The following is a 20,292-nucleotide window of genomic DNA, read 5'->3' on the forward strand; positions in this document are numbered from 1 at the left end:
GAGCGTGGGGGCGCCCCGAACTGATCCTGAGCCGGCCTAGCAGTCTGTCGGACTTTAGGCGATTTCCGAATAAGACGCTATCAAGAATCAAGCTCCGTAGGAGCCCGCTTGCGGGCGACGTGACCTGCCGGAATCGCGTCATTGTGCCCCCACCCGTCGCCCGCAAGCGGGCTCCTACGGGTTGGATGCGTCATTGTGCCCCACCCGTCGCCCGCAAGCGGGCTCCTACGGGTTGGATGCGTCATTGTGCCCCCACCCGTCGCCCGCAAGCGGGCTCCTACGGGTTGGATTTTTCGCGGAAATCACCTTAAATTGTGGAGCAACAAAAAGCCTTTATGTTGACTCATACCCTAATCCTAGGGGCTAAGTCCGACAGGCTGCTAGCGAAACAACCTGCCTTTGGCGCCCCGGCCGTTGTCGTTGTTTAACGTATTTCTGACTCGTGACTAATCCACTCGCCGGGGCGTGGATTTATCGCGTTCCTGCGGATATAGTTCACCGTCAAGAGCGGATGCACAGACCTCGATTGACCGAGTGAGGTGGGCGGATATGAAGGGACGATCGCAGCGCAACCACGGCGGCTTCCGTCACTGGTGCCGGCCGCTCGGTATGGGCTTGATCGTGCTGCTGGGCAGCACCCTGGCCGCGGCCGGCGGGGGCCGCGCACTGGTCATCGGCAATGCCAAATACGAGCGCGAACGGCCGCTGGCGAACACTGTCCATGATGCGGAGGATGTCGCGGCCAAACTGCGCGGCCTGGGCTTTGAGGTCGTCCCGCTGACCAACCTCCCGGGGCGGGAGATGCGCCGGGAGGTCAGTCGGTTTCTGGAGTCGATCCGCGGGGTCAAGGACTTGGCCATCCTCTATTACTCCGGTCACGGCATCCAGGACAGCCATCGCGCCGGTTATCTGCTGCCGGTGGATGCCCGGATCGAGGGCGAGGCGGATGTCAAGAGCGAAGGGATCAGCGTCAATACCATTCTCGAAGAGCTGGCCGGGCGGCCCGATGACGCGGTGAGCCTGGTGGTGCTCGATGCCTGCCGGGATAATCCCTACGCCGCCTCGCGCGGCGGCAAGGGACTCGGCCGGGTGACGGCGAACGGCGGCACCCTGGTGCTCTATGCCGCCAGCCCCAATCAAACCGCCGACGACAACCCGCAGGGCCGTAACGGACGCTTTACGGAGCACCTGCTGGGGGTGCTCGACCGTCCGGGGCTCGACATCGAGGATGCCTTCGACGAGGTTGCGCTGGCGGTCAAGGCCGCGAGCGGCGGCGCCCAGTTGCCATACAAGGAGGGGAACCTGCTCGGCAAGCATTATCTGGCCGGTCCAGCCGCCGGTTCGGTGGTCGCTCCGACCGTTGCTCCCGCGGTTGCTCCCGCACCAGGTCCAGTGGTCCCATCCCCTGCGCCCGCACCCAAGGTTCCCGAACCCGCCATGGTCCGCCTCCCCGGGGGCTGCTTCGAGATGGGCAGCCCGGCGACCGAAAAAGGCCGTGAAAAAGACGAGCGCCTGCACCGGGTCTGCGTCGAGGCCTTCTCGCTGGGCGTCCAGGAGGTGACGGTGGGCGAGTTTCGCCGTTTCGTCACGGCCACCGGGTATCGCAGCGACGCCGAACGCGACGCCGGCGGCTTCGATGGCTGCCGGACCTATGACCGCGACGATGCCAAGGACCCCTGGAGCCAGCGCGACTGGGCCGATTGGCGTACGCCCAACCGGTACCAGGAGAACCAAGAGGAGCATCCGGTCAGTTGCGTGAGCTGGAACGACGCCGCGGCCTACATCGACTGGCTCAAGCGGGAGATTGGCGGGGACTGGCGGCTGCCGACCGAGGCGGAATGGGAATACGCGGTCCGCGCTGGAACCAAGACGATGCGCTACTGGGGCGACGGGGATGCGGAGGCCTGCGACTATGAGAATCTGGCCGACCGCGACCAAGGCTGGGACTCCGGCTTTCCCTGCGACGATGGCGAGGAATGGGCGGCCCCGGTCGGGCAGTTTCAAGGCAACGCCTGGGAGCTCAAGGACATGCTCGGCAATGTCTCGGAATGGACCTGTTCGGATTATGCCAAGTCTTACGGCGGCGCCGAGCGCCAGTGCGACGAGAATCGTGACGGCAAGACCCCGCGAGTGTGGCGCGGCAGCGGTTGGGGCGACGGACTCAAGCAGGTGCGCTGCGCTTACCGCGGCTCTTACTTTCCCACGAGACGGCACAGCAGTCTTGGCTTTCGTCTTGCCAGGACGCTGTCCCCCTAAGGCGATTTCCGTCAATCACCCAACCGCTTTGTCATTTTCCGCCAAGCGATCCGTTTCTTGATCATGACGCCGCCGCGGACGCCATCGGGCGGCCCGACCGGCGGTGACAGTGCCGACCAAACCCACCTCAGGAGTTGACCAATGAACGTCGCCACCTCCCCTCAGACCGCCAAGCGCCCCCACCCCCGCCGGTGGGCGCTGCGGACCCTGCTCCTGGCCTGCGCGGCTGCCGCGGCGGCCCCCGCCTTCGCGCAGACCGCGGCACCGGCCGCCGAGGAAAAGGCGGTGCGGGTCGTCGACACCAAGTCTGACCGGCTGGCGCTGAAGGTCGCGTCAACCAAAGACAGCTTCGGCATCGACGAGCCCATCCGCTTCAAGGTCAGCGGCAACCGCACCTTTTATCTCTATGTCTACAGCGTCGACCAGGACACCGGCGACGCCACGCTGCTGATCCCGAGCCGCCGGCACACCAACAACAAATACCGGGGCGGGCGCGAGTTCCGCGTGCCGGATAAGGATCTGGAGTTCGTCGCGGACAAGGCCAAGCGCGAGCGCTTCGTGTTTGTGGCCAGCGCGCGTCAGATCGACCTGGCCCGCGCCCAACGCACGGACCCGGGCGACCTGCAGGCGGCCGCGGCCAAGGAGGGAGGCGACTGGCTGGTGGCCAAGGAGTCTGCACTCGAAGGGATGTTCGCCGAGAAGGGCGTACGGGTGCGCGAACCGAATACCGATCAGCCGAACCCGGATGTGGCGGTGCGCGAACTCGAGGTCAAGATCACGGGTGCGGCACCGCGCGGGGACCGCACCGGCACCACCGATACGGCCGGCGCCGTGGCCTTCGTCAACACCGACCGGACCCGCTACCGCGAGGGTGAACGCATCCGCATCGCCTATGGAGCCGACCGCTCGGGCTGGGTGACCCTGTTCTCGGTGGAGCCGGACGGCACCGTCTCGCGGCTGCGCAGTGAGAAGGTCACCGGCGACAAGGTGTACAACCTCAGCGCCCGGGCCGAGGACCCGATCGGCGCCCACACCCTGGCGGCCGTGTTCAGCGAGGACGGCCAGGTGGACGAGTCGGCGCTCGACGGTCTGCCGGGGGTTCGGGCGAGCGGGTTCGGAGCCAAGGCTATCGTACCGGATGGCGAGCCGCAGGCCATGATCGCGGTGCGCGAGATCCGCGTCGAGCGCTGAACGCTGACGGACGCGCGCGGCAGCGCCCGGCGGGGCACCGCCGGGCACCCACCAACCACACGACCGCAATTGCACTGCGAGGACCCCATGCGCCGACACCTCTCTTATGCCTTACTGCCTTGCGCCGCCCTGCTCGGCACCTGCGTACTCGCCGGCCTGCCTGCCAGGGTCGACGCCGCCGATCGCGCACTGCTGATCGGGGTCGGCAACTACGCGGATAGCCGTAACAATCTTCCAGGCATCGACCTTGACATCGAACAAATGCGGACGCTGGCCCAGGCGCTGGGGTTCACCGAGATCGCCACGGTCACCGATCAGCAGGCGACCCTCGACCAGGTCGTCGCCAAGATTCAGAGTTGGCTGATCCAGGGCACGACGGCCTCCGACCGGGTGTTGCTCTATTTCAGCGGCCACGGTTCGCGTATCCCCGACGAAAGCGGGGACGAGGCCGACGACGGCGCCGACGAGGCGCTGACCATGCACGACCTGCGCGCGGCCCGCCGCAACGGGCGCGACACCCTCGACGGCGTGCTGGTCGACGACCAGTTGGCCGCTCTGCTCGCACAGATCCCGAGCCGCAAGGTGCTGGTTCTGGTCGATGCCTGCCACAGCGGCACGGCCGACAAGGGACTGCAGCGCGCCGCCACCCGGTCGCTGGCCGCGCAAGGGGGCGTGTCGAAGGCCTATTGGTACCAGGGGATGCCCGCGGCGATGGCGACGAAGGGGCTGACGAGGAGTGCGGCGAGCGGCAACTATGTGATGATCGCCGCCGCCCAGGACGACGAGGCCTCGATTGCCACGCGCGACGGCAGCCTCTTTACCCTGGCCATCGTCAAGGCGTTCGGCACTGGAGCGCCGGATCGACTCACCCCGGAGGAACTCGCGCGGCAGGCCACGACCGGGGTGGAGGGCAAGTTCCATCCGCAGCTTCAGGGCAACCCGGTGCTGGCCGCCGCGCCGATCGCCCAACGTCCCGGCGCCGACACCGGCGGCGCGGCACCGCCCGCCGATGGGGGTCCCGCCTGGCGCGAGATCCAGGCGGCGGCCAGTCGGATGGCGCCCCTGACGGTGCGGACCAACGCCGGCAAGTATGCCCCGAACACACTGATGGAGATCACGGTCGAGGTACCCAAGGCGGGCTATCTCAACGTGCTCTATGTGGACGAGCGCGATCAGCCCACGGTGATTTTTCCGAATGCCTTGAGGACCGGGAACAGCGTCGCGGCGGGCACCCTGCACATCCCCGACGCGACCATGAACTTCGACCTGCCCGCCAGCGGCGCGGGTCGTAACCTCATCGTCGCGATCTGGAGTGCCACGTCGACCAACCTCTTCGCCGAGTCGGCCAAGGGCACCGCCGGCATCTTCCGCACGCTGACGACCAAGGAAGTCTCCGATTATGCCAGGGGCTTCAACCCCCGCCAGCGCGTGGAGACCGACCCGCCCTTGCGTGCCGGCCAGCAGGTGGTGGAGGTGTGCGAGGGTTGTTGAGCCTCCGTCGTTGGCATTCGTTTTCTTAACCTATTCCGATTCGTCATTCGCCGAACAATGTGCCCGGCCGGCTCATCACCAGAGAGAATCATGATGCATTCACTGACCCGTTTCATTTGCTGCGGTGCCGTTGTCCTGCTCATTGGCTGTGAGGAAACCCAATACGTCCACGTCGGGCCAAACTGGGAAAGCCTGCAGCAGCTCCAGCCCGGCGAGGGGTCTTTCCCGGTCGAGGTGCGCGGGCCCGAGCACGAAGCCGTTGGCGAAAAGATCGAATTTTCGGTGCGCTCGCAGAAGTCCGGCTCGCTGTGGGTGGTGCAGGTCGACCCCGCCGATGAGGTCAGTCTGGTCTACCCCAACGCCGCGGCCAAGCAGGCACCGATCACCGCCGACACCTGGCAGCAGGTCCCGCCCGCGGACGCCGCCTGGACGCTCGAGGCGGATGAGCCGCTCGGGACCAGCATCTTCGCGTTCATCGTCACTACCGGCGATACCGATATCAGTGACATCCTGGCCCAGGGCGAAGGCAACAAGACGGCGATGAGCAAGGCGGTGCGCGTGGTGACCGAAGGCGGGGCCTGGGGTATGGCCAAGCAGGTCCTGAAGGTGCAGAAATGATCGCCGCCGTGGTGTCTCGACCGCGCGCGCGCCGGTTGCTGGCGTGCGCGGGGGCCGGCCTGCTCGCGGCACTGCCGGCCCTGGCGGTCGGCGGCGCCCCAGGGGCGGCAGCGGTGCAGACCGTCGCGGGCACCCCGGCGACCGCGACCGCCCCCGGCCTGCTCACCCTGTATGCCCGCAATCGCGCCGAGGGGATTCCCAATTATGTCACCGAGGATCTACTGCTGATCGGCTACAGCCTGGCGGCCCGGGAGGCGACGAAGGCCCTGGAGGACCAGGCGATCCGCCCGCGGTTCGCCGACTTCATTGCCGCGCTCGCCACCGGACTGGCGGCGCTGCCCACCGCAACTGCCGCGGCGCAGACCCCGGACGCAACCCCGGCCGTGACCGCGCAAGCGACCCAGGCCAACCGGACCTATCTGGCCGTGCTGCTGGCCTTGCTCGGTACCGACCAGGCCGCGGCGCGCGCGGCCCTGCCGGCGGGCCCGGCGTCGGCCGAGTTTGATCTGGTGGTCGCGGCGCAGGGGATCGCGCCCTCGCCGCTGTGGGGCTACCCGCTCGACTACGGCCAGTTCAAGCCGCGCGGGCGCTACACCGAGGACCCGGCGCTGGCCGCTTATTTCCGCGCCATGCGCTACGCCGGGGCACTGCTGTTCCCGGTCCAGGGCTCGGCGGCGACCGGTGTGACCCCGGAGACGGCCGCCCGGATGACCGTCCAGGCGCTGCAACTGGTCGACGTCATCGCTGCCGATCCGCGGCTGAAGGAACAGCGCGACACGCTGGAGGGACTGCTCGCCTGGCATTTCGGGCCGGCCGACGATCTGAGCGACGCTGACCTGGGGCAGGTCCGCGCCGCGCACCCGGACGCCGCCCCGGCGGCGGTGGCCCAAGCGCTGCTCGCCTACGCGAAGACGCATGGGCACCAGCCCCGGATACTTGGCGGGCTGGTGGATGCCGACCGGCTCGAGCCGGGACTGACGACCCGCGACGTCCTCACCGGCTGGCGCCTGCTGCCGGCTCGTTACAGCGCGGACAGCGCCGCCTTCCAGCGCCTTGTGTATGACGCCACCGGTGCTTATCAGGGAGGCGTTGCGGATGCCGACGGCACGGCGCCATTCGGCCTGGCCGTCATCGCCGGTCAGCCAGTCAAGGGCTATCCCACCTATCGCGAATTGCTGGCCTTGCTCGGCAGCGAACAGGCCGCGGCTCAGCTGAAGCAGGCCGGGGAAGAGCGGTTCGCCGGCTATCAGGAGGCCGCTCGGGATGCACGTAAGATGCTCGACGCGGCCGCGGGCGGCAACGGTGCCCACCTGCGGTTTCTGCGCGACGCCCTCGCGGCACCGGCGACTGACCGGGCGGCACGCGACAATGCCGCCGCCGCGTTCTGGACCTGGCAACGTTACCTCGACGTGCTCTATGCCAAACAGTCATACACGGCTTCCGGAAAGGGGCTGGAACTGGATCCGGCGCGCCCCGGCGCCACCCTGGAGCCCTCGACTGATCTGTACCGCGCATTGGGGAAGCTGGTCGCCGAACAGCAGCGGCAGGCGCCCGACACCGCGCCCTGGCAGGCGTTCGGCACGCTGCTGGAGCGGGTGGTGAAGATCAGCGAGCAGCACCAGCCGGCGGCGGACGACCAGGCGTTTCTCAACGACCTGGACCGGCGCCTGCTCGCCCTGGGTGGCGGGACTGCCGATGCGCCGATCGTGGTGGATATTCACGTCAATCCGGCGGCTGGTCAGGTGGTGGAAGAGGCCATCGCCGACGCCGTGGTGGTGACGCAGGGCAAGGCGCGCGGGGCCCGCCTGAGTCATCGTGAATTCAAACAGCCGCTGGATCAACGGCTGGATGACGCCGGCTGGCGGGCGCGCTTGGCGGCCGAGGCCAAGGGGCCGTAACGGCCGCTCCCCCCACCCAAACCCTTGCCCATCAGGGAGAGGGCAAAGAGACTGCCAACGAGACGGAGTTGCATGAGTATGGCCAGAGATCATCGCAGGTTCTTGGGTCGAGTGGGCGGCGCGCCGACCAGGCCCCGCCGCCGCGGGGGCCTGCTGTTGGCCCTGGCGCTCGTCGCCGCCGCGGCCCCTGGTCAGGCCAGGAACCTGGCCCTGCTGGTGGGGGTGGGCGACTATCAGGACGAGGCGATCCACGGTCTTGAGGGTCCACCCCACGACGTGACCGTCCTGCGTGATCTATTGATCCAGCGCTGGGGCTTCGCCGCGCCGGATGTGCATACCCTGGTGGACCGGGAGGCGACCCGTGCCGCCATTCTGCGGGGTCTCGACGCCCTGGCCGAGGGCTCCGCTCCAGGTGACGAGGTGCTGTTCTATTTCAGCGGCCACGGGACCAGCGCCGCCGATCCGCTGACCTCGCTGCCCCTGCCCCAGAGCAGCGGCGCGATCGTGCCCGCGGACGCAAAGTTGCGCGCCTCGGTACACGAGGTCGTGAAGTCGCTGATCGTGGGCAAAGATGACCTGCGGCCCCGGTTCGCCAAACTCGACCAGGGCGGACGGCGCCTCACGGTGCTCTTCGATAGCTGCTACTCCGGCAGCGCCGCGCGCGGCATGCTGGGATTCCCGGCCCGCTATCAGGATTTCAGCCGGGCCATCACCGATGACGACCCGATGACGCGCCGCCGCCACGGCTCGGCGGACCGTCCGCCGGCGGATCCCTGGCCCTACGATTCAGTCTTTTTCCTATCCGCGGCCAGCGACTGGGAGAAGGCGGACGACGTCCCGCAGGCGCTGCTGCGGCAACGTCCCACCCTCGACGGCAAGCCCCACGGGGCTTTTACCGACGCACTGTTGCGGGTACTCGCCGGGCAGTTGCCCGCGGATGGCAACGGTGACGGGCAGCTCAGCCATGAGGAGCTGAAGGCCGCCCTGGTGCGTGAGGTCAAATCCAAGGGGCACGACCACCAACCACAGAGTCTGCCGCAGGCCAAGGAGGACCAACACCAGTTGGCGCAGCGCAGCCTCTTCGGACACACCGCGAGCAATGTGGCGCGGCCGACCGCGCGTCCCCCCTACCGGGTCCGTCTGGAAGGGACGCTCCCCGCGTTGCGCGAGCAGCTCGCACGCGCCCCAGGCCTTGAGTTGGTTTCCGGAACCGCCGATCTGGTGATCAAGCGCACCGCCCAGGCACTGACACTCAGCACCGGGGGTGGTGAGGCGGTGAGCACCTTCGCGGCCGACGCCGGCGCGCTGGTCTACGACCGGGTGATGCAACTGAATTGGTTTCATCAGATGAGCTGGCGAGGGGACGCGGACAACCCGTTTCGCTTCCGTCTGGGTCTGTCGGATGAGACCCGCGGCAGCCGGCTCTTTCGCGGCGAGAAATTCAGCCTGAACCTGCAGCTCGACCGCCAGGCGTGGCTGGTCATCCTGTATGCGGACTCCTCAGGCGAGGTCGCGGCCTTGTATCCCTACGTGGCCGGCGAGGCGGCCCCGCTCGCCGCCGGGCAGTCGCTGACCATCCCGGCGGCGGGGACGCCCCTGCTCGTGGTCCAGGACCCGCTGGGCACTGACCTGGTGGTGGCCTATGCCTTCACCGAGCGCCCGGCCTTTCTCGAGGCGCTCGTCGGTCGCGCCAAGCTCGCGACCAACGAGTCGCTCTACCAGCAGATCGTCGCCGCCGTCGCCGCCAACCCCACCGGGGTGGCGGTGGCCACGCTGGCGCTGATCACCCAGGAGCGACCCGCCAAGTAATAACCATGGAGCCGGGGCGTCCTGCCCCGCGGCACCCTGCTGTAATGGAGACGACGCAATGCAATCGAAATCGAAGCAGTTGGTACGCGGCAGCGCGTTCGTCCTGGCGATGCTGCCGCTGTTGGTCAGGGCCGCGGACTGCGATCAGGGCGCGCGGCTCTATCAGCAGGCGATGGCGAGCGGTGACCTGGCGGACAGGACCGCACTCCTGGAACGTTCAGTACAAGCCTGCCCGGAGACCCTGGCCTATTACCAACTCGGGGTGGCCCGGCTGGCGCGCGACGAACCCCAGGCGGCGGCTGCGGCGCTGCGGCAGGCCATGGATCTGGCGGAGAGCGACCCGCAGGTGCAGGGCGCCATCCTGGGCCGCCAGGCCCAAGCCAGCCTGGCACTGGGTGAAGTCGCCGAGGCCCTGGCGGCAGCCGATACGGCGCGCGCACTGTTCGCCCGGAGTGAGACGGCGGCGACTGGACCCGCGACCAAGGGGTTGGCCGCCGCACCGGGGCCCGCGTGGTTCGCCGGGGTCCAGATGGCTATCGACCAGAACCCGGAACGGCAGGACATGAGCGCGGAGACGATCGGCCGTTTCTTTAAGGCGCAGCGCGGCTTTGGGGTCTGCGGCGAGGGGCAGACCTGTGAGCGTGGCTTCGATGCCCGGCCGCGACTGGATCTCTACATCCTCTTCGACACCAACCAGGATCAACCCAACGCGGCCGGCCTGAAGGCCGTCGCCGAATTGGGGCGGTATCTCGCCGGGGCGAGCAAGGGCTTCGACCCGCGGCCCCGCCCGGAGTCGAGCCCGGGGTCGAGTCCGGCCCCCGGCCCGGCCCCCGGCACCAGCACGGTCGGCCTCATCGGTTACACCGATCAGTGTGCCGAGGAGGCCTTCAACCAGGACCTGTCGGAGCGGCGCGCGCGCGCGGTGGCGGCCTTGATCGAGCGCGACTACCCCGAGTTGCGCGGCCGACTGCGCGGCGAGGGTCGCGGCGAGCGCGAGCCGCGTTATCCGACCGGCAATCAGCGGCCGGCTTGCGACCAGCCGCTCAACCGCCGGGTGGCGGTGGTGCTGCCGCAATGAATGCGGGCCGCTGTCCGCAATCCAGCGACGCTCCCCGGTCAGCGGGGGTGGATGCAGCGCGATCGAGCGCCGCGCCCAGTCCGCCCGGCCTCGATCAAGATTCCGGTCACTTGGGCTCGCCGGGTGCGTCGTCAGGCCATCCTGGCCTGACACGGTCAGGGCTGGAAGCCCTGACGACGCACGCCGCCGGCCGGGATTTCGATCAAGGCCGCGCTTGATCAAACACCCGACACCCGGATTCGATAGCACAACAACCCGTCACCCGACGCAGCGGAGTATGCGATGCACGCGAACAAGTACCATCATTGGAAGCGCCGGGCGCGGCATCTGGGCCGCTGGGGACTGGCCGGCCTCGCGCTGGCGAGCACCAGCCTCGCCGCGGGCCTCGCCGCGGGGCTTGCGACGAGTATGCCCCAGCCCCCGCAGGAGCCCCCGCCGGAGCGTCCGCAGGGTATGCGGGTCATCGCGGTGGGGGTCAATCAACCGATCCCCTCCCTGTCTAACGGCTTGGCAGTCGCCGAGCTGGACGCGGCGGCCATGGCGGCCTGGTTTGGCGCCATCCCCGGGGTCGCGGTCAGTCATCTGAGCGGTGCCGCGGCGACCAAGGAGGCCGTGCGCGCTGCCATCCAGGGTGCGGACGGCCCGCCGCCGGGCGATCTGCTGTTCTTTTTTTCCGGATACAACGAGGGTGGCGCACTCCTCAGCGCCGGGGCCGCATTCCAGGAGGTCGGCGCCCACCGGCAACTCGATCCGGCCACCGTCATCGGCGGCGATGAGCTGTCGCAATGGATTGCGGATTCCCGCGCCTTACGCGTCTGGCTGATGCTGGATTTCAGCCGCGGCGACACCGCACTGTGCGCCCCCGCGGCCCTCGCGCAGCGCCTGGCCGCACCGGATGCGGCACTGTATGTCTTCTGCGCGGCCGTGCCCGGGTTGTCGCCACTGGACACCCCCCAGGGCGGCCACTACACCAAGCGCTTGTTGGCGGGCCTGAAGGGCGCGGCCGACCGCGACAGCAACGGCGCGGTGAGTGCCTACGAGCTTGCTGCCTATCTCGCCGGCGACCCCGGCGCTGAGGCGGCTAAGACGACCCCACCGCCCGCGACTTACCTGCAGGGCTGGGACCATGCGTTGCCCAAGCCCCCGCCCCCGGCCGCCCGGATCGAGGACGATCTGACCGCGGTGATTGCCGCCGCCCAGGCGGGGCAGGACTGGCGCGCACTCGCCGCGACCCGTGGGGTCCTGGTCGATGGCGACCTGGTGCGGGTCAAGCTCGCGGCGACCTCCCCCGCGGCGGCCGTCGCGCTGGAACCGGTGATCATTCAGGCCAATGGCGAGGTGGTCAGCCGCTTTGAAGAGGTCCTCTTCGTCCGTGTACCGCCGGCCGCCATCGCGGCGCTGGGTGCGCACACGGACCTGAAAGCACTGTCCGCCACCCGCGTGGCGGCAACCCCGTTGCAACAACCCTGAATCTAAGGAGTACAAGCGATGTCAAAGCGATTGATGACCGCGAGTCTGGCGGGTCTGTGGCTTGCCGCCGCCACGGCGCAGGCGGCCGGGTTGGCGGATGCCGTCGACCAGCAACGGTCGCGACTCGGTCAGGGCAACGGGGGGCCGGTGCCGGCGGCGACCGCCCGTCCGCCGGCCGCCCCCAGCGGCCAGCAGTCCGGCGCCTGGCACCCGGAGCGACTGAACGCCGCCGACGTGCCGCTGCCCGCGCCCAAGGCCCCCAAGGCCCTGTTCGCCGAGCACCCCCGCATCGACCCGGCGCTGCTGGAATTCGCCGAGCTGGCGCAGCAGAAGGGCTCAGGGGCGGATCTTGCGGCCAAGGCGGTGACGCTCGACCTCGCCGTCAGCCAGGGTAAGGTGGCGGTGCGCCTGAGCGGCGCCGATCCCCAGGCGCTGGAGCGCCAGGTCCGGGCGCTCGGCGGGGAGGTCACCGCGCGCTTCCAGGATGTGGTGTATGCCCGCGTGCCGGCGCCCCGGATCACCGAGCTGTCCGGCGCCAAGTCACTCGACTACGCCGCGCCGCAACCGCTTTACCACCCAATGACGCCAGGGGCTGAGGGTCCTCTCGGCGAGGGCGTGGGGCGCACCGGCGCGGACCGCCTGCACCAGGCCGGGATCACCGGCAAGGGGGTCAAGGTTGGTATCCTCGACTTCGGCTTCCAGCGCTATAGCGAACTGCAGGGGCGCGGCCGGGTGCCGGCCCCGGTCGCGGCGCGGCCGTTCAACGGCGCCGGGCAACTGGAGACGAGTACGGTCCACGGCACCGCCTGTGCCGAGATCATCCACGAGATGGCCCCGGATGCCCAACTCTATCTGGCGGCAGTCGACGGCGCCGAAGACCAGATCGTCGCCGCCGCCCAGTGGCTCGTCAGCCAGGGAGTCAATATCATCAGCTTCTCCGGCGGCGGCCACGGCGGACCGCTCAACGGCCGCGCCTTGCTCGATCGGATGGTGGATTCGCAGGTGCGCGAACAGGGTGTACTGTGGACGATTGCGGCGGGTAACGAGGGCGATTCCCATTGGCTCGGTGCCACCCAGGATCGCAACGGCAACGGCTTCGTGGACATTACCGGTCGCGAGGCTGACCTGCTCCTGATCCAGACCGATGATCGGGTGAACCTGCTCGCCACCTGGGACGATTGGGGGACTAACCCCGAGTCTCCCGCCGCGAGTCAGGACCTGGACCTGTTCCTGATCGGACCAGGGCCGGACGGCAAGCCCGTGGTGGTGGCCGCCTCCGAGCGCCCGCAACAAGGCTCAGGGCAACCCATGGAATTCATCAGCGGGCAGGTCCCCGCGGGCGTTTATGGAGTGGTCCTGCGCGCCACCAACGTCAGTCGCCCGGTCCGCCTGCACCTGCTCGCACGGGGGTCCGCCCTGGAGCCCGTGGGCGCCGCCGGCAGCGTCGCCAGTCCCGGGACCGCGCGCGAGGCACTGACGGTCGGTGCAGTGGACGTTCGTTCCGACCAGCTCGAGTCATTCAGCTCCCAGGGGCCCACCGACGATGCCCGCCTCAAGCCCGAGGTGGCGGCACCCGACAATAACCTCTCGGCGGCCTACGGGCGCGGTGAGGAGGCCGGCCGCTTCCCCGGCACCTCCGCCGCGACCCCCCACGTGGCGGGTTATGCCGCACTGTTCAAGCAGCTCCACCCGGACGCCGGTCAGGTCCAACTGCGGCAGTTGGTGATGGAGCATGTGCGGGCACAGGGGAGCCCGGTGCCCAACAACGCCTATGGTCACGGCCTCATTGACGGCCGTAACGTCCAGGTGGCAGGGCGTGAAGCGGAACCGCCCGTCTCTCCGCCCCCGTCCGGCGATACCGGGTCGGGGGGTGCAGGACAAGGCGACCCCATGCGGCAAATCATTGATGCCATCCGGAATAACCGATAAGTAACGAGTCGGAAATGAGTTAAACACTCGTTGTCGTAATCGAACAAGCGATTCAAGTTTGGCATGAGCGGCCCAGCAATTCCAAACTTGGGCGGCATCGCGCGACCCTTGGTGGATGCGGCGCGCGCGACCGCCGTGCCGGATCCCTGACACCGAGCGGCGCGCCTTATCCACCCTACAGCGACGCCGGTTTTGTAGGGTGGATAAGCGCGGTGCATCCACCGTCAGCCTCGCCGCTGGCACGCTGCCGGCGGTGGCCACCCACACTTGGAACTGCTGTGAGCAGCCGCTGTTTTGGAATGGGGTTCCAAGCGGCGACCCGCGTGGGTCGCCGCTTGGTGTCAGGCCGGGGTTTCCTCGGTCTGACCCGCGGACGGTGCCGCGGCCAAGTCGGCAGCGGGCGTCGCCACGGCCGGTGCAGCCGGTTCGGCCGCGCCTTTCACCGCGGAAGGAACAGTCGCCGCGGCCGCGCTCTTGGGTTCCGGCAGCGGTTCATGGACCAGGATCAGCCCACCCAAAGGCGGCAAGGCGATCGGGATGGAGTGCGGCCGGCCCATCCAACTGACTTCCTCCGACCGGACACCACCCTGGTTGCCGACGTTACTGCCCCCGTAAACCTCGGCGTCCGAGTTCACCGCCTCGCGCCAGAAGCCTGCCTGTGGGACACCGATGCGATAGTTGGTGCGCGGCACCGGGGTGAAGTTGAACACGGCGACGACCAGGGCCCCGCCGGCGCGGTCCTTACGGACATAGCTCAGCACGGATTGGGAGCTGTCGTGACAGTCGATCCATTCGAAGCCCGCGCCGTCGAAGTCCACTTCGTGCAGCGCCGGCTGTTCGCGGTAGAGTCGGTTGAGGTCGGAGACGATAGCGTTGAGGCCCTTGTGCTGGGGGCGCTCCAGGAGCTTCCAGTCCAGGGCCTCGCCGAAGTTCCACTCTTTGCCTTGGCCGAATTCACACCCCTGGAACAGCAACTTCTTGCCGGGGTACGAGAACATGAAGGTGTAGAGCAGACGCAGTGAGGCGAAGCGCTGCCAGGCATCCCCCGGCATCTTGTCCAGCATGGACTTCTTGCCGTGTACCACCTCGTCATGCGAGAAGGGCAGGACGAAGTTTTCGGTGAAGGCGTAGAGCAGGCCAAAAGTCAGCAGGTCGTGGTGATAATGGCGGTAAATGGGGTCCTTCTCCATGTAGGAGAGGGTATCGTGCATCCAACCCATGTTCCACTTCATGCTGAAGCCGAGGCCCCCGAGATAGGTCGGGCGCGAGACGGCCGGCCAGGCGGTTGATTCCTCGGCGATCATCAGGCTGCCGGGATGCTGCTCGTGGGTGACCGCGTTGAGCTGACGAATGAAGTCGACTGCTTCCAGGTTCTCGTTGCCGCCGTACTTGTTCGGGACCCACTCACCGGCCTTGCGTGAGTAGTCGAGGTACAACATGGAGGCGACCGCGTCGACGCGCAGCCCGTCGATGTGAAACTCGGCCAGCCAGTACAGGGCGCTGGAGAGCAGGAAGTTCTTCACCTCGTTACGGCCGAAGTTGAAGATCAGGGTGCCCCAGTCGCGATGCTCGCCCAATCGGGGGTCGGCGTGCTCATAGAGTGCCGTGCCGTCGAAACGGGCCAGGGCATAGGCATCCTTGGGGAAGTGGGCCGGCACCCAGTCGAGCAGCACGCCGATGCCGTGGCTGTGCAGGTGATCGACAAAGAAACGGAAGTCGTCCGGGGTGCCGTGGCGGCTGGTCGGCGCGAAGTAGCCGGTGCACTGGTAGCCCCAGGAGGCGTCCAGCGGGTGCTCGGTGATCGGCAGCAGTTCGATATGGGTAAAGCCCAATTCCAGCGCGTACTCGGCGAGCTGGACTGCCAGCTCGCGGTAATTCATGAAGTTGCCATCTTCATCCCGCTGCCAGGAACCGAGATGGATTTCGTAGATGGAGAAGGGGCGACGCTGCCAGTCCATCGCCGCCCGTTCTTTCAGCCAGGCGGCGTCCCGCCATTGGTAGTCGCTCGGGGCCATGATCAGCCCGGCGGTCTCCGGGCGCGCCTGGAAGGCGTTGGCGTAGGGATCGATCTTGACGTGGGCGTTGCCGGCATGATCGCGGATTTCGTACTTGTAGTATCCGCCCGCCCCGATGCCGGGGATGAACAGTTCCCAGACCCCGGAACCGCCGCGCACCCGCATGGTGTGGGCGCGCCCATCCCAATGGTTGAAGTCGCCCACCACGCTGACGCGCTCGGCGTTGGGTGCCCAGACGGCGAACTGGACGCCGCTGATGCCGTCCACCTCGCCCAGATGCGCGCCGAGAAAGCGGAAGGCGTCCCAATGCTTGCCCTCACCAAAGAGGTGCAGATCGAGGTCGCCGAGTTGGGGCGGGAAGCAGTAGGGGTCATAGGCCACACCCTGGATGCCGGCCTTGTCCTCCCAGCTCAGGCGGTAGCGCTCGGGAACCTGCGACGCCGCGCCCTCCCAGGTGAACAGGTCGGTGCCCTCGATCCGGATCATTTCCGCGTCCGCTTCCAGAATGCGGACCCGCTGAACGCGTGGCAGGAAGGCGCATACCGTGACACGATCACCGGCCGCATGCCGTCCCAGTACCTCAAAGGGGTCGTGGTGACGGGCCTCGACGATTCGCGCGAGCGGCTCGGGAAGCTTGGGGGCGGCGGGCTTGGGGGTGGTCATTGTGATTTTATCCTCCGCGAGTGGATGCCTCGACGACTTCGGATGGTACCATAAGGCTGTCGGCGGGGACGCCCCAGTGCCGACCAATGATCAAAACGACGATCACTACGACGGTTCCACCAGGAGGATCTATGTCGGCATCGAACCCACGGTTCGTCAGCCGCCTGACCCGCAACACGCTGGCCCTGATCCTGGCCGGCGGGCGGGGCTCGCGTCTCAAGCATCTAACCGCCTGGCGCTCCAAGCCGGCGGTTCCCTTCGGCGGCAAGTTCCGCATCGTCGACTTTCCGCTATCGAACTGCATCAACTCGGGCATCCGGCGGATCGGCGTGCTCACGCAGTACAAGGCCCACTCGCTGATCCTGCACATCCAGAAGGGATGGGGGTTCCTGCGCGGCGAATTCGGCGAGTTTGTCGAGTTGTGGCCGGCGCAGCAGCGGGTGGCCGAGACGTCCTGGTACGCCGGCACCGCGGATGCCGTCTTCCAGAACCTGGACATCATCCGCAACCACAATCCGGACTACGTCCTGATTCTGGCCGGCGATCACGTCTATAAGATGGACTACGGGGCCATGATCGCCCAGCATGTCGAGAGCGGTGCCGACATGACGGTCGGCTGTGTCGAGGTGGAGCGGGAGCGCGCCCTCGAGTTCGGCATCATGACCGCCGAGGCGGACGGTCGGGTGATCGGCTTTCAGGAGAAGCCGGAAGTGCCGGATACCATCCCCGGACAACCAGACCGTTGTCTGGCCTCCATGGGGATTTATGTCTTCAATCGCGGTTTCCTGTTCGAGCAACTGATCAAGGATGCGGATACCAAGGACTCGTCCCATGATTTCGGCAAGGACATCATCCCCGGGGTCATCGCCCGCTATCGGGTGATGGTGCACCGTTTCCGCGACCCGCGCAGCGGCGAACAAGCCTACTGGCGCGACGTGGGGACCCTGGACGCCTTCTGGGAGGCTAATCTGGAGTTGATCGGTGTGACCCCGCCGCTGAACCTCTACGACCGGGACTGGCCCATCTGGACCTATCAGGAACAGTTGCCGCCCGCGAAATTCGTCTTCGATGACGATGATCGGCGCGGTATGGCGGTGGACTCGATGGTCTCCGGCGGCTGCGTCATCTCCGGGTCCACGGTGCGGCATTCGCTGCTGTTCTCCAACGTCCGCGTCAACTCGTACGCCTACGTTCAAGACTCGGTGTTTCTGCCGGACGTGGAGATCGGCCGCAGTTGCCGCATTCGCAATACCATCATCGACCGCTTCTGCTCGATTCCCGAGGGGAGTGTGATCGGCTTCGATGCCGCGGCGGACCGCAAGGCCGGGTATTTCGTTACGGAACGAGGGATTACCCTGGTTTCTCCGGAGATGCTGGGTCAGGGGATCAACCAGATTCGCTGACGTTGCGTCGGTTCCCGCGATCGTCCCGGACGGCGTTGATCGTCGTCCGGGCGGCGATGTCCCGGCCCTGGTCATCCTTCCGGCCGCTGGAGGTGAGGCTTTACCGTGAAAGTCGCGCAGCGACCCTGTGGGAGCGGCGTCCCGCCGCGACGGGGCCGGGCGCATAGCCGCAGCGTTCGAGGTCACCGCGGCACCGCATCGCGGCGGGACGCCGCTCCCACGAGGGACTTTCGTCTTTCGGGGTGGCTTGATGTTCTTGCCATGGCCGTTAGCCGGTCCGGCGTGCATGAAATACTGATTTTCTTCAAGATCTCTGGAGTCGCCACCGGCTGGAGCCTCGACATCCAGTTGCGGACAAGCCGTCGCTGGCCTGAACGATGATCAAGGCTCCGGCGAAGATCCCCCGCTATCTCCCCTCAGCCTTCGCCGCCCCCGGCGGACGCGGTAAGGGCCTTGCGCTCGATCTTGGCGCGGGCCTCCATATCCTTGAGCACGGCGTCGAAGGCCTGGCGCCCCAGCAATTGACCGAGCATCGACGACGGGTCGGCGGCGGCTGGTTTCCCATCAGGCCCGACGGTCTCGACCGGGCCGTCTTCGACCTTACTCACCCGCACGATGGCCGCATCCCCGTTCTCGAGGGTGGCCGTGCCGATGCTGGTGCTTGCGGCGGCCGGGATCGGGAGGGTGAAGGCGGTCGTGCGCACGGCAGCCGGAAGCTTGGGGTCATTGCGGCCGACCAGCCCGGACTCCTCGATCTTGCCCTCGCCCGCCACGGTCGACCAGTCCGCGCCGCCGCGGAGTTGATCCGCACCGACGGACGCGGCCTCCGCGGCGAGTTTGCGCGCGCGCTCCTTGCGCAGGTCGGCGACGATTTCATCGCGCACTTCGTCCAGTGGCCGGGTGCTGGCCTCGCGGTGATCCACGACACGCACGACCACGGCTTGCAACACGTCCTTCTCGGGCTCGATCAAGTCGCTGTTGCGACCCTCGTGGAGGACCTCGTCGCTGAATGCGGCGCCGGTCACTTTCGGGTGACCCAGCACGCCGTCGCCGCCCTGACGGCCGATCCAGTCGCTGTGCTGGATCTCCAGGCCGAGTTCTTGGGCCGCCGGTTCCAGGCTGTCCGCCGACTCATAGACGACGTTTGCCAGGCGCTCTCCCAGGTCGTAGAACATGGACTCGGCCTGCTGCTTCGCCAGCTCCCCACGCAGTTGCTCGCGGACCTCTTCGAACGGTTTGACGGCAGCGGGGGTAATGGCTTCCACCTGAATCAGGTGGTAGCCAAAACGGCTGCGCACCGGCTCGCTGAGGTCGCCGACAGACAACGAAAAGGCCGCTTGCTCGAAGGCCGGGTCCATCATGCCCTTCTCGATCTCGCCCAAAGACCCGCCCTGGCTGGCGCTTCCGGGGTCCTTGGAGACCGCCTTGGCGACCACGTCGAAGGTCTCGCCGCCTTGGATGCGTTGGCGGACGGACAGGCTCTCGGTCAGCACGGCCGCCGCCGTCGCCGCGTCGGCGTCTTGGGGCAGCGTCAGCAGGATGTGCCGGACTCGGCGCCGCTCCGGCTGGCCGAAACGGGCCTGGTCAGTGTCGTAGAGTCGGCGTATCTCGTCGTCTGAGACCTGGTTTTTCGCGGCCAGTCCGGCCACGTCCAGGACCAGATAAGCGAGTTTCACCTGCTCGGGGATCTGAAAACGCGCCGCGTTGGCATCATAGAAGGCGGTGATCGCCGCCTCGTCGATGGGGTCTTGTCCCTGGAAACGCTCGAGCGGCAGTCGCAGCCAGGTGACCTCGCGCTGCTGTTTGGTCAGCCGCTGGTATTGCGACCGCTCGGCCTTGGTCACCAGTTCGCTGCCGGTGACCGCCTGAATCAGTTGGCTGCCGATGATCCGCTGACGCAACTGCGCCTCGAACATGGCGGGTGATTGCCCCTGATACTGAAGGATTTGCTCGTAGGAGGCATGGTCGAACCGACCCTCTTTCTGGAACGCCGGCTCCATGAGGATCTGGGCGCGCAGATCCTGATCCGACACGCGCAGACCCATGCGATTGGCGATATCGGTCAGGAGTGTCTCGCGGATCATCTCATCGAGCACTTCGCGGCGCAGGCGCTGATCGTCGAACTGGGCCGGGTCGTAGGCCGCGCCAAGGCGTTCATGCAGTTGGATGCGCGCGGTCTGAACCCGTCGATCGAGTTCACGTTCGAGGATGTCATTCCCGTTGACCGAGGCCGCCACCGGTTCACCGCCGACGTCAAGATAGGAACTGATACCCCAGAGTGCAAACGGGATACTGATCAAGATGATGATGGTCCAGGCGATCCAGCCGTGGGCGCGGTCCCGGATGGTCTGCAGCATGTCTCTATACTCGCACGGGGTCTTGAGGATGGAACGGAGCCGCCGCCGACAGCGTCGGTGACCGGGGCACCGCAGGATAGCGTGAAATCGACACAAACGAAAACGGGGTATCCA

Annotated in this window: 12 protein-coding genes; 10 read left to right on the top strand and 2 right to left on the bottom strand. The window is 67.4% G+C overall.

What is annotated here, in order from left to right; translation table 11 throughout:
• The first annotated feature begins 549 nt into the window (after positions 1–549).
• The 9 genes from A39O_RS37075 (at position 550) to A39O_RS42315 (ending at position 13,740) form a co-directional block, all read left to right on the top strand.
• Complete coding sequence (locus A39O_RS37075; protein WP_020507268.1) at positions 550–2,256, top strand: SUMF1/EgtB/PvdO family nonheme iron enzyme; 1,707 nt, start codon at positions 550–552, stop codon at positions 2,254–2,256.
• 141 nt (positions 2,257–2,397) lie between these two features.
• Positions 2,398–3,447: a DUF4384 domain-containing protein gene (locus A39O_RS0124330; protein ID WP_020507269.1), complete on the top strand. Its 1,050-nt coding sequence runs from the start codon at positions 2,398–2,400 to the stop codon at positions 3,445–3,447.
• 87 nt (positions 3,448–3,534) lie between these two features.
• Entirely contained in the window at positions 3,535–4,938 is a 1,404-nt protein-coding gene (locus tag A39O_RS0124335) for a caspase family protein (RefSeq protein WP_020507270.1), read from the top strand.
• A gap of 93 nt (positions 4,939–5,031) precedes the next feature.
• Entirely contained in the window at positions 5,032–5,556 is a 525-nt protein-coding gene (locus tag A39O_RS0124340; RefSeq protein ID WP_169338488.1) for a DUF4384 domain-containing protein, read from the top strand.
• Positions 5,553–7,454 (top strand): DUF3160 domain-containing protein, encoded by a 1,902-nt coding sequence (locus A39O_RS0124345; protein WP_026199715.1) that lies wholly within the window; start codon positions 5,553–5,555, stop codon positions 7,452–7,454. The genes A39O_RS0124340 and A39O_RS0124345 overlap by 4 nt, the downstream gene beginning before the upstream one ends.
• Positions 7,455–7,526: 72 nt before the next feature.
• A complete protein-coding gene (locus A39O_RS0124350) occupies positions 7,527–9,263 on the top strand; it encodes a caspase family protein (protein WP_083924874.1) in 1,737 nt (578 codons plus the stop codon).
• Between the two features lie 58 nt (positions 9,264–9,321).
• Positions 9,322–10,341 (top strand): OmpA family protein, encoded by a 1,020-nt coding sequence (locus A39O_RS41875; RefSeq protein ID WP_020507274.1) that lies wholly within the window; start codon positions 9,322–9,324, stop codon positions 10,339–10,341.
• Between the two features lie 282 nt (positions 10,342–10,623).
• Positions 10,624–11,811: a hypothetical protein gene (locus tag A39O_RS0124360; protein ID WP_020507275.1), complete on the top strand. Its 1,188-nt coding sequence runs from the start codon at positions 10,624–10,626 to the stop codon at positions 11,809–11,811.
• A gap of 18 nt (positions 11,812–11,829) precedes the next feature.
• Complete coding sequence (locus A39O_RS42315; RefSeq protein ID WP_157640388.1) at positions 11,830–13,740, top strand: S8 family serine peptidase; 1,911 nt, start codon at positions 11,830–11,832, stop codon at positions 13,738–13,740.
• Between the two features lie 341 nt (positions 13,741–14,081).
• Here A39O_RS42315 and glgB read toward each other — a convergent pair whose 3' ends face one another.
• The gene (gene glgB / locus A39O_RS0124370) at positions 14,082–16,418 is read right to left on the bottom strand and encodes a 1,4-alpha-glucan branching protein GlgB (RefSeq protein WP_020507277.1); all 2,337 of its coding nucleotides are present in this window, start codon (positions 16,416–16,418) and stop codon (positions 14,082–14,084) included.
• Between the two features lie 131 nt (positions 16,419–16,549).
• Here glgB and glgC point away from each other — a divergent pair, with 131 nt between their 5' ends.
• The gene (gene glgC, locus A39O_RS0124375; protein WP_020507278.1) at positions 16,550–17,821 is read left to right on the top strand and encodes a glucose-1-phosphate adenylyltransferase; all 1,272 of its coding nucleotides are present in this window, start codon (positions 16,550–16,552) and stop codon (positions 17,819–17,821) included.
• Between the two features lie 416 nt (positions 17,822–18,237).
• Here the strand turns inward: glgC and A39O_RS0124380 are convergent, their stop codons facing one another.
• A complete protein-coding gene (locus A39O_RS0124380; RefSeq protein ID WP_020507279.1) occupies positions 18,238–20,178 on the bottom strand; it encodes a SurA N-terminal domain-containing protein in 1,941 nt (646 codons plus the stop codon).
• Positions 20,179–20,292 lie beyond the last annotated feature (114 nt).

It is taken from the genome of Lamprocystis purpurea DSM 4197 (assembly GCF_000379525.1).
GTDB lineage: Bacteria > Pseudomonadota > Gammaproteobacteria > Chromatiales > Chromatiaceae > Thiodictyon > Thiodictyon purpureum.

What these genes read in the sequence shown, in the direction of transcription:
- A39O_RS37075 (WP_020507268.1), top strand. Translation starts at nt 550, where the DNA reads ATGAAGGGACGATCGCAGCGCAACCACGGCGGCTTCCGTCACTGGTGC.
- A39O_RS0124330 (WP_020507269.1), top strand. Translation starts at nt 2,398, where the DNA reads ATGAACGTCGCCACCTCCCCTCAGACCGCCAAGCGCCCCCACCCCCGC.
- A39O_RS0124335 (WP_020507270.1), top strand. Translation starts at nt 3,535, where the DNA reads ATGCGCCGACACCTCTCTTATGCCTTACTGCCTTGCGCCGCCCTGCTC.
- A39O_RS0124340 (WP_169338488.1), top strand. Translation starts at nt 5,032, where the DNA reads ATGCATTCACTGACCCGTTTCATTTGCTGCGGTGCCGTTGTCCTGCTC.
- A39O_RS0124345 (WP_026199715.1), top strand. Translation starts at nt 5,553, where the DNA reads ATGATCGCCGCCGTGGTGTCTCGACCGCGCGCGCGCCGGTTGCTGGCG.
- A39O_RS0124350 (WP_083924874.1), top strand. Translation starts at nt 7,527, where the DNA reads ATGAGTATGGCCAGAGATCATCGCAGGTTCTTGGGTCGAGTGGGCGGC.
- A39O_RS41875 (WP_020507274.1), top strand. Translation starts at nt 9,322, where the DNA reads ATGCAATCGAAATCGAAGCAGTTGGTACGCGGCAGCGCGTTCGTCCTG.
- A39O_RS0124360 (WP_020507275.1), top strand. Translation starts at nt 10,624, where the DNA reads ATGCACGCGAACAAGTACCATCATTGGAAGCGCCGGGCGCGGCATCTG.
- A39O_RS42315 (WP_157640388.1), top strand. Translation starts at nt 11,830, where the DNA reads ATGTCAAAGCGATTGATGACCGCGAGTCTGGCGGGTCTGTGGCTTGCC.
- glgB (WP_020507277.1), bottom strand. Translation starts at nt 16,418, where the DNA reads ATGACCACCCCCAAGCCCGCCGCCCCCAAGCTTCCCGAGCCGCTCGCG.
- glgC (WP_020507278.1), top strand. Translation starts at nt 16,550, where the DNA reads ATGTCGGCATCGAACCCACGGTTCGTCAGCCGCCTGACCCGCAACACG.
- A39O_RS0124380 (WP_020507279.1), bottom strand. Translation starts at nt 20,178, where the DNA reads ATGCTGCAGACCATCCGGGACCGCGCCCACGGCTGGATCGCCTGGACC.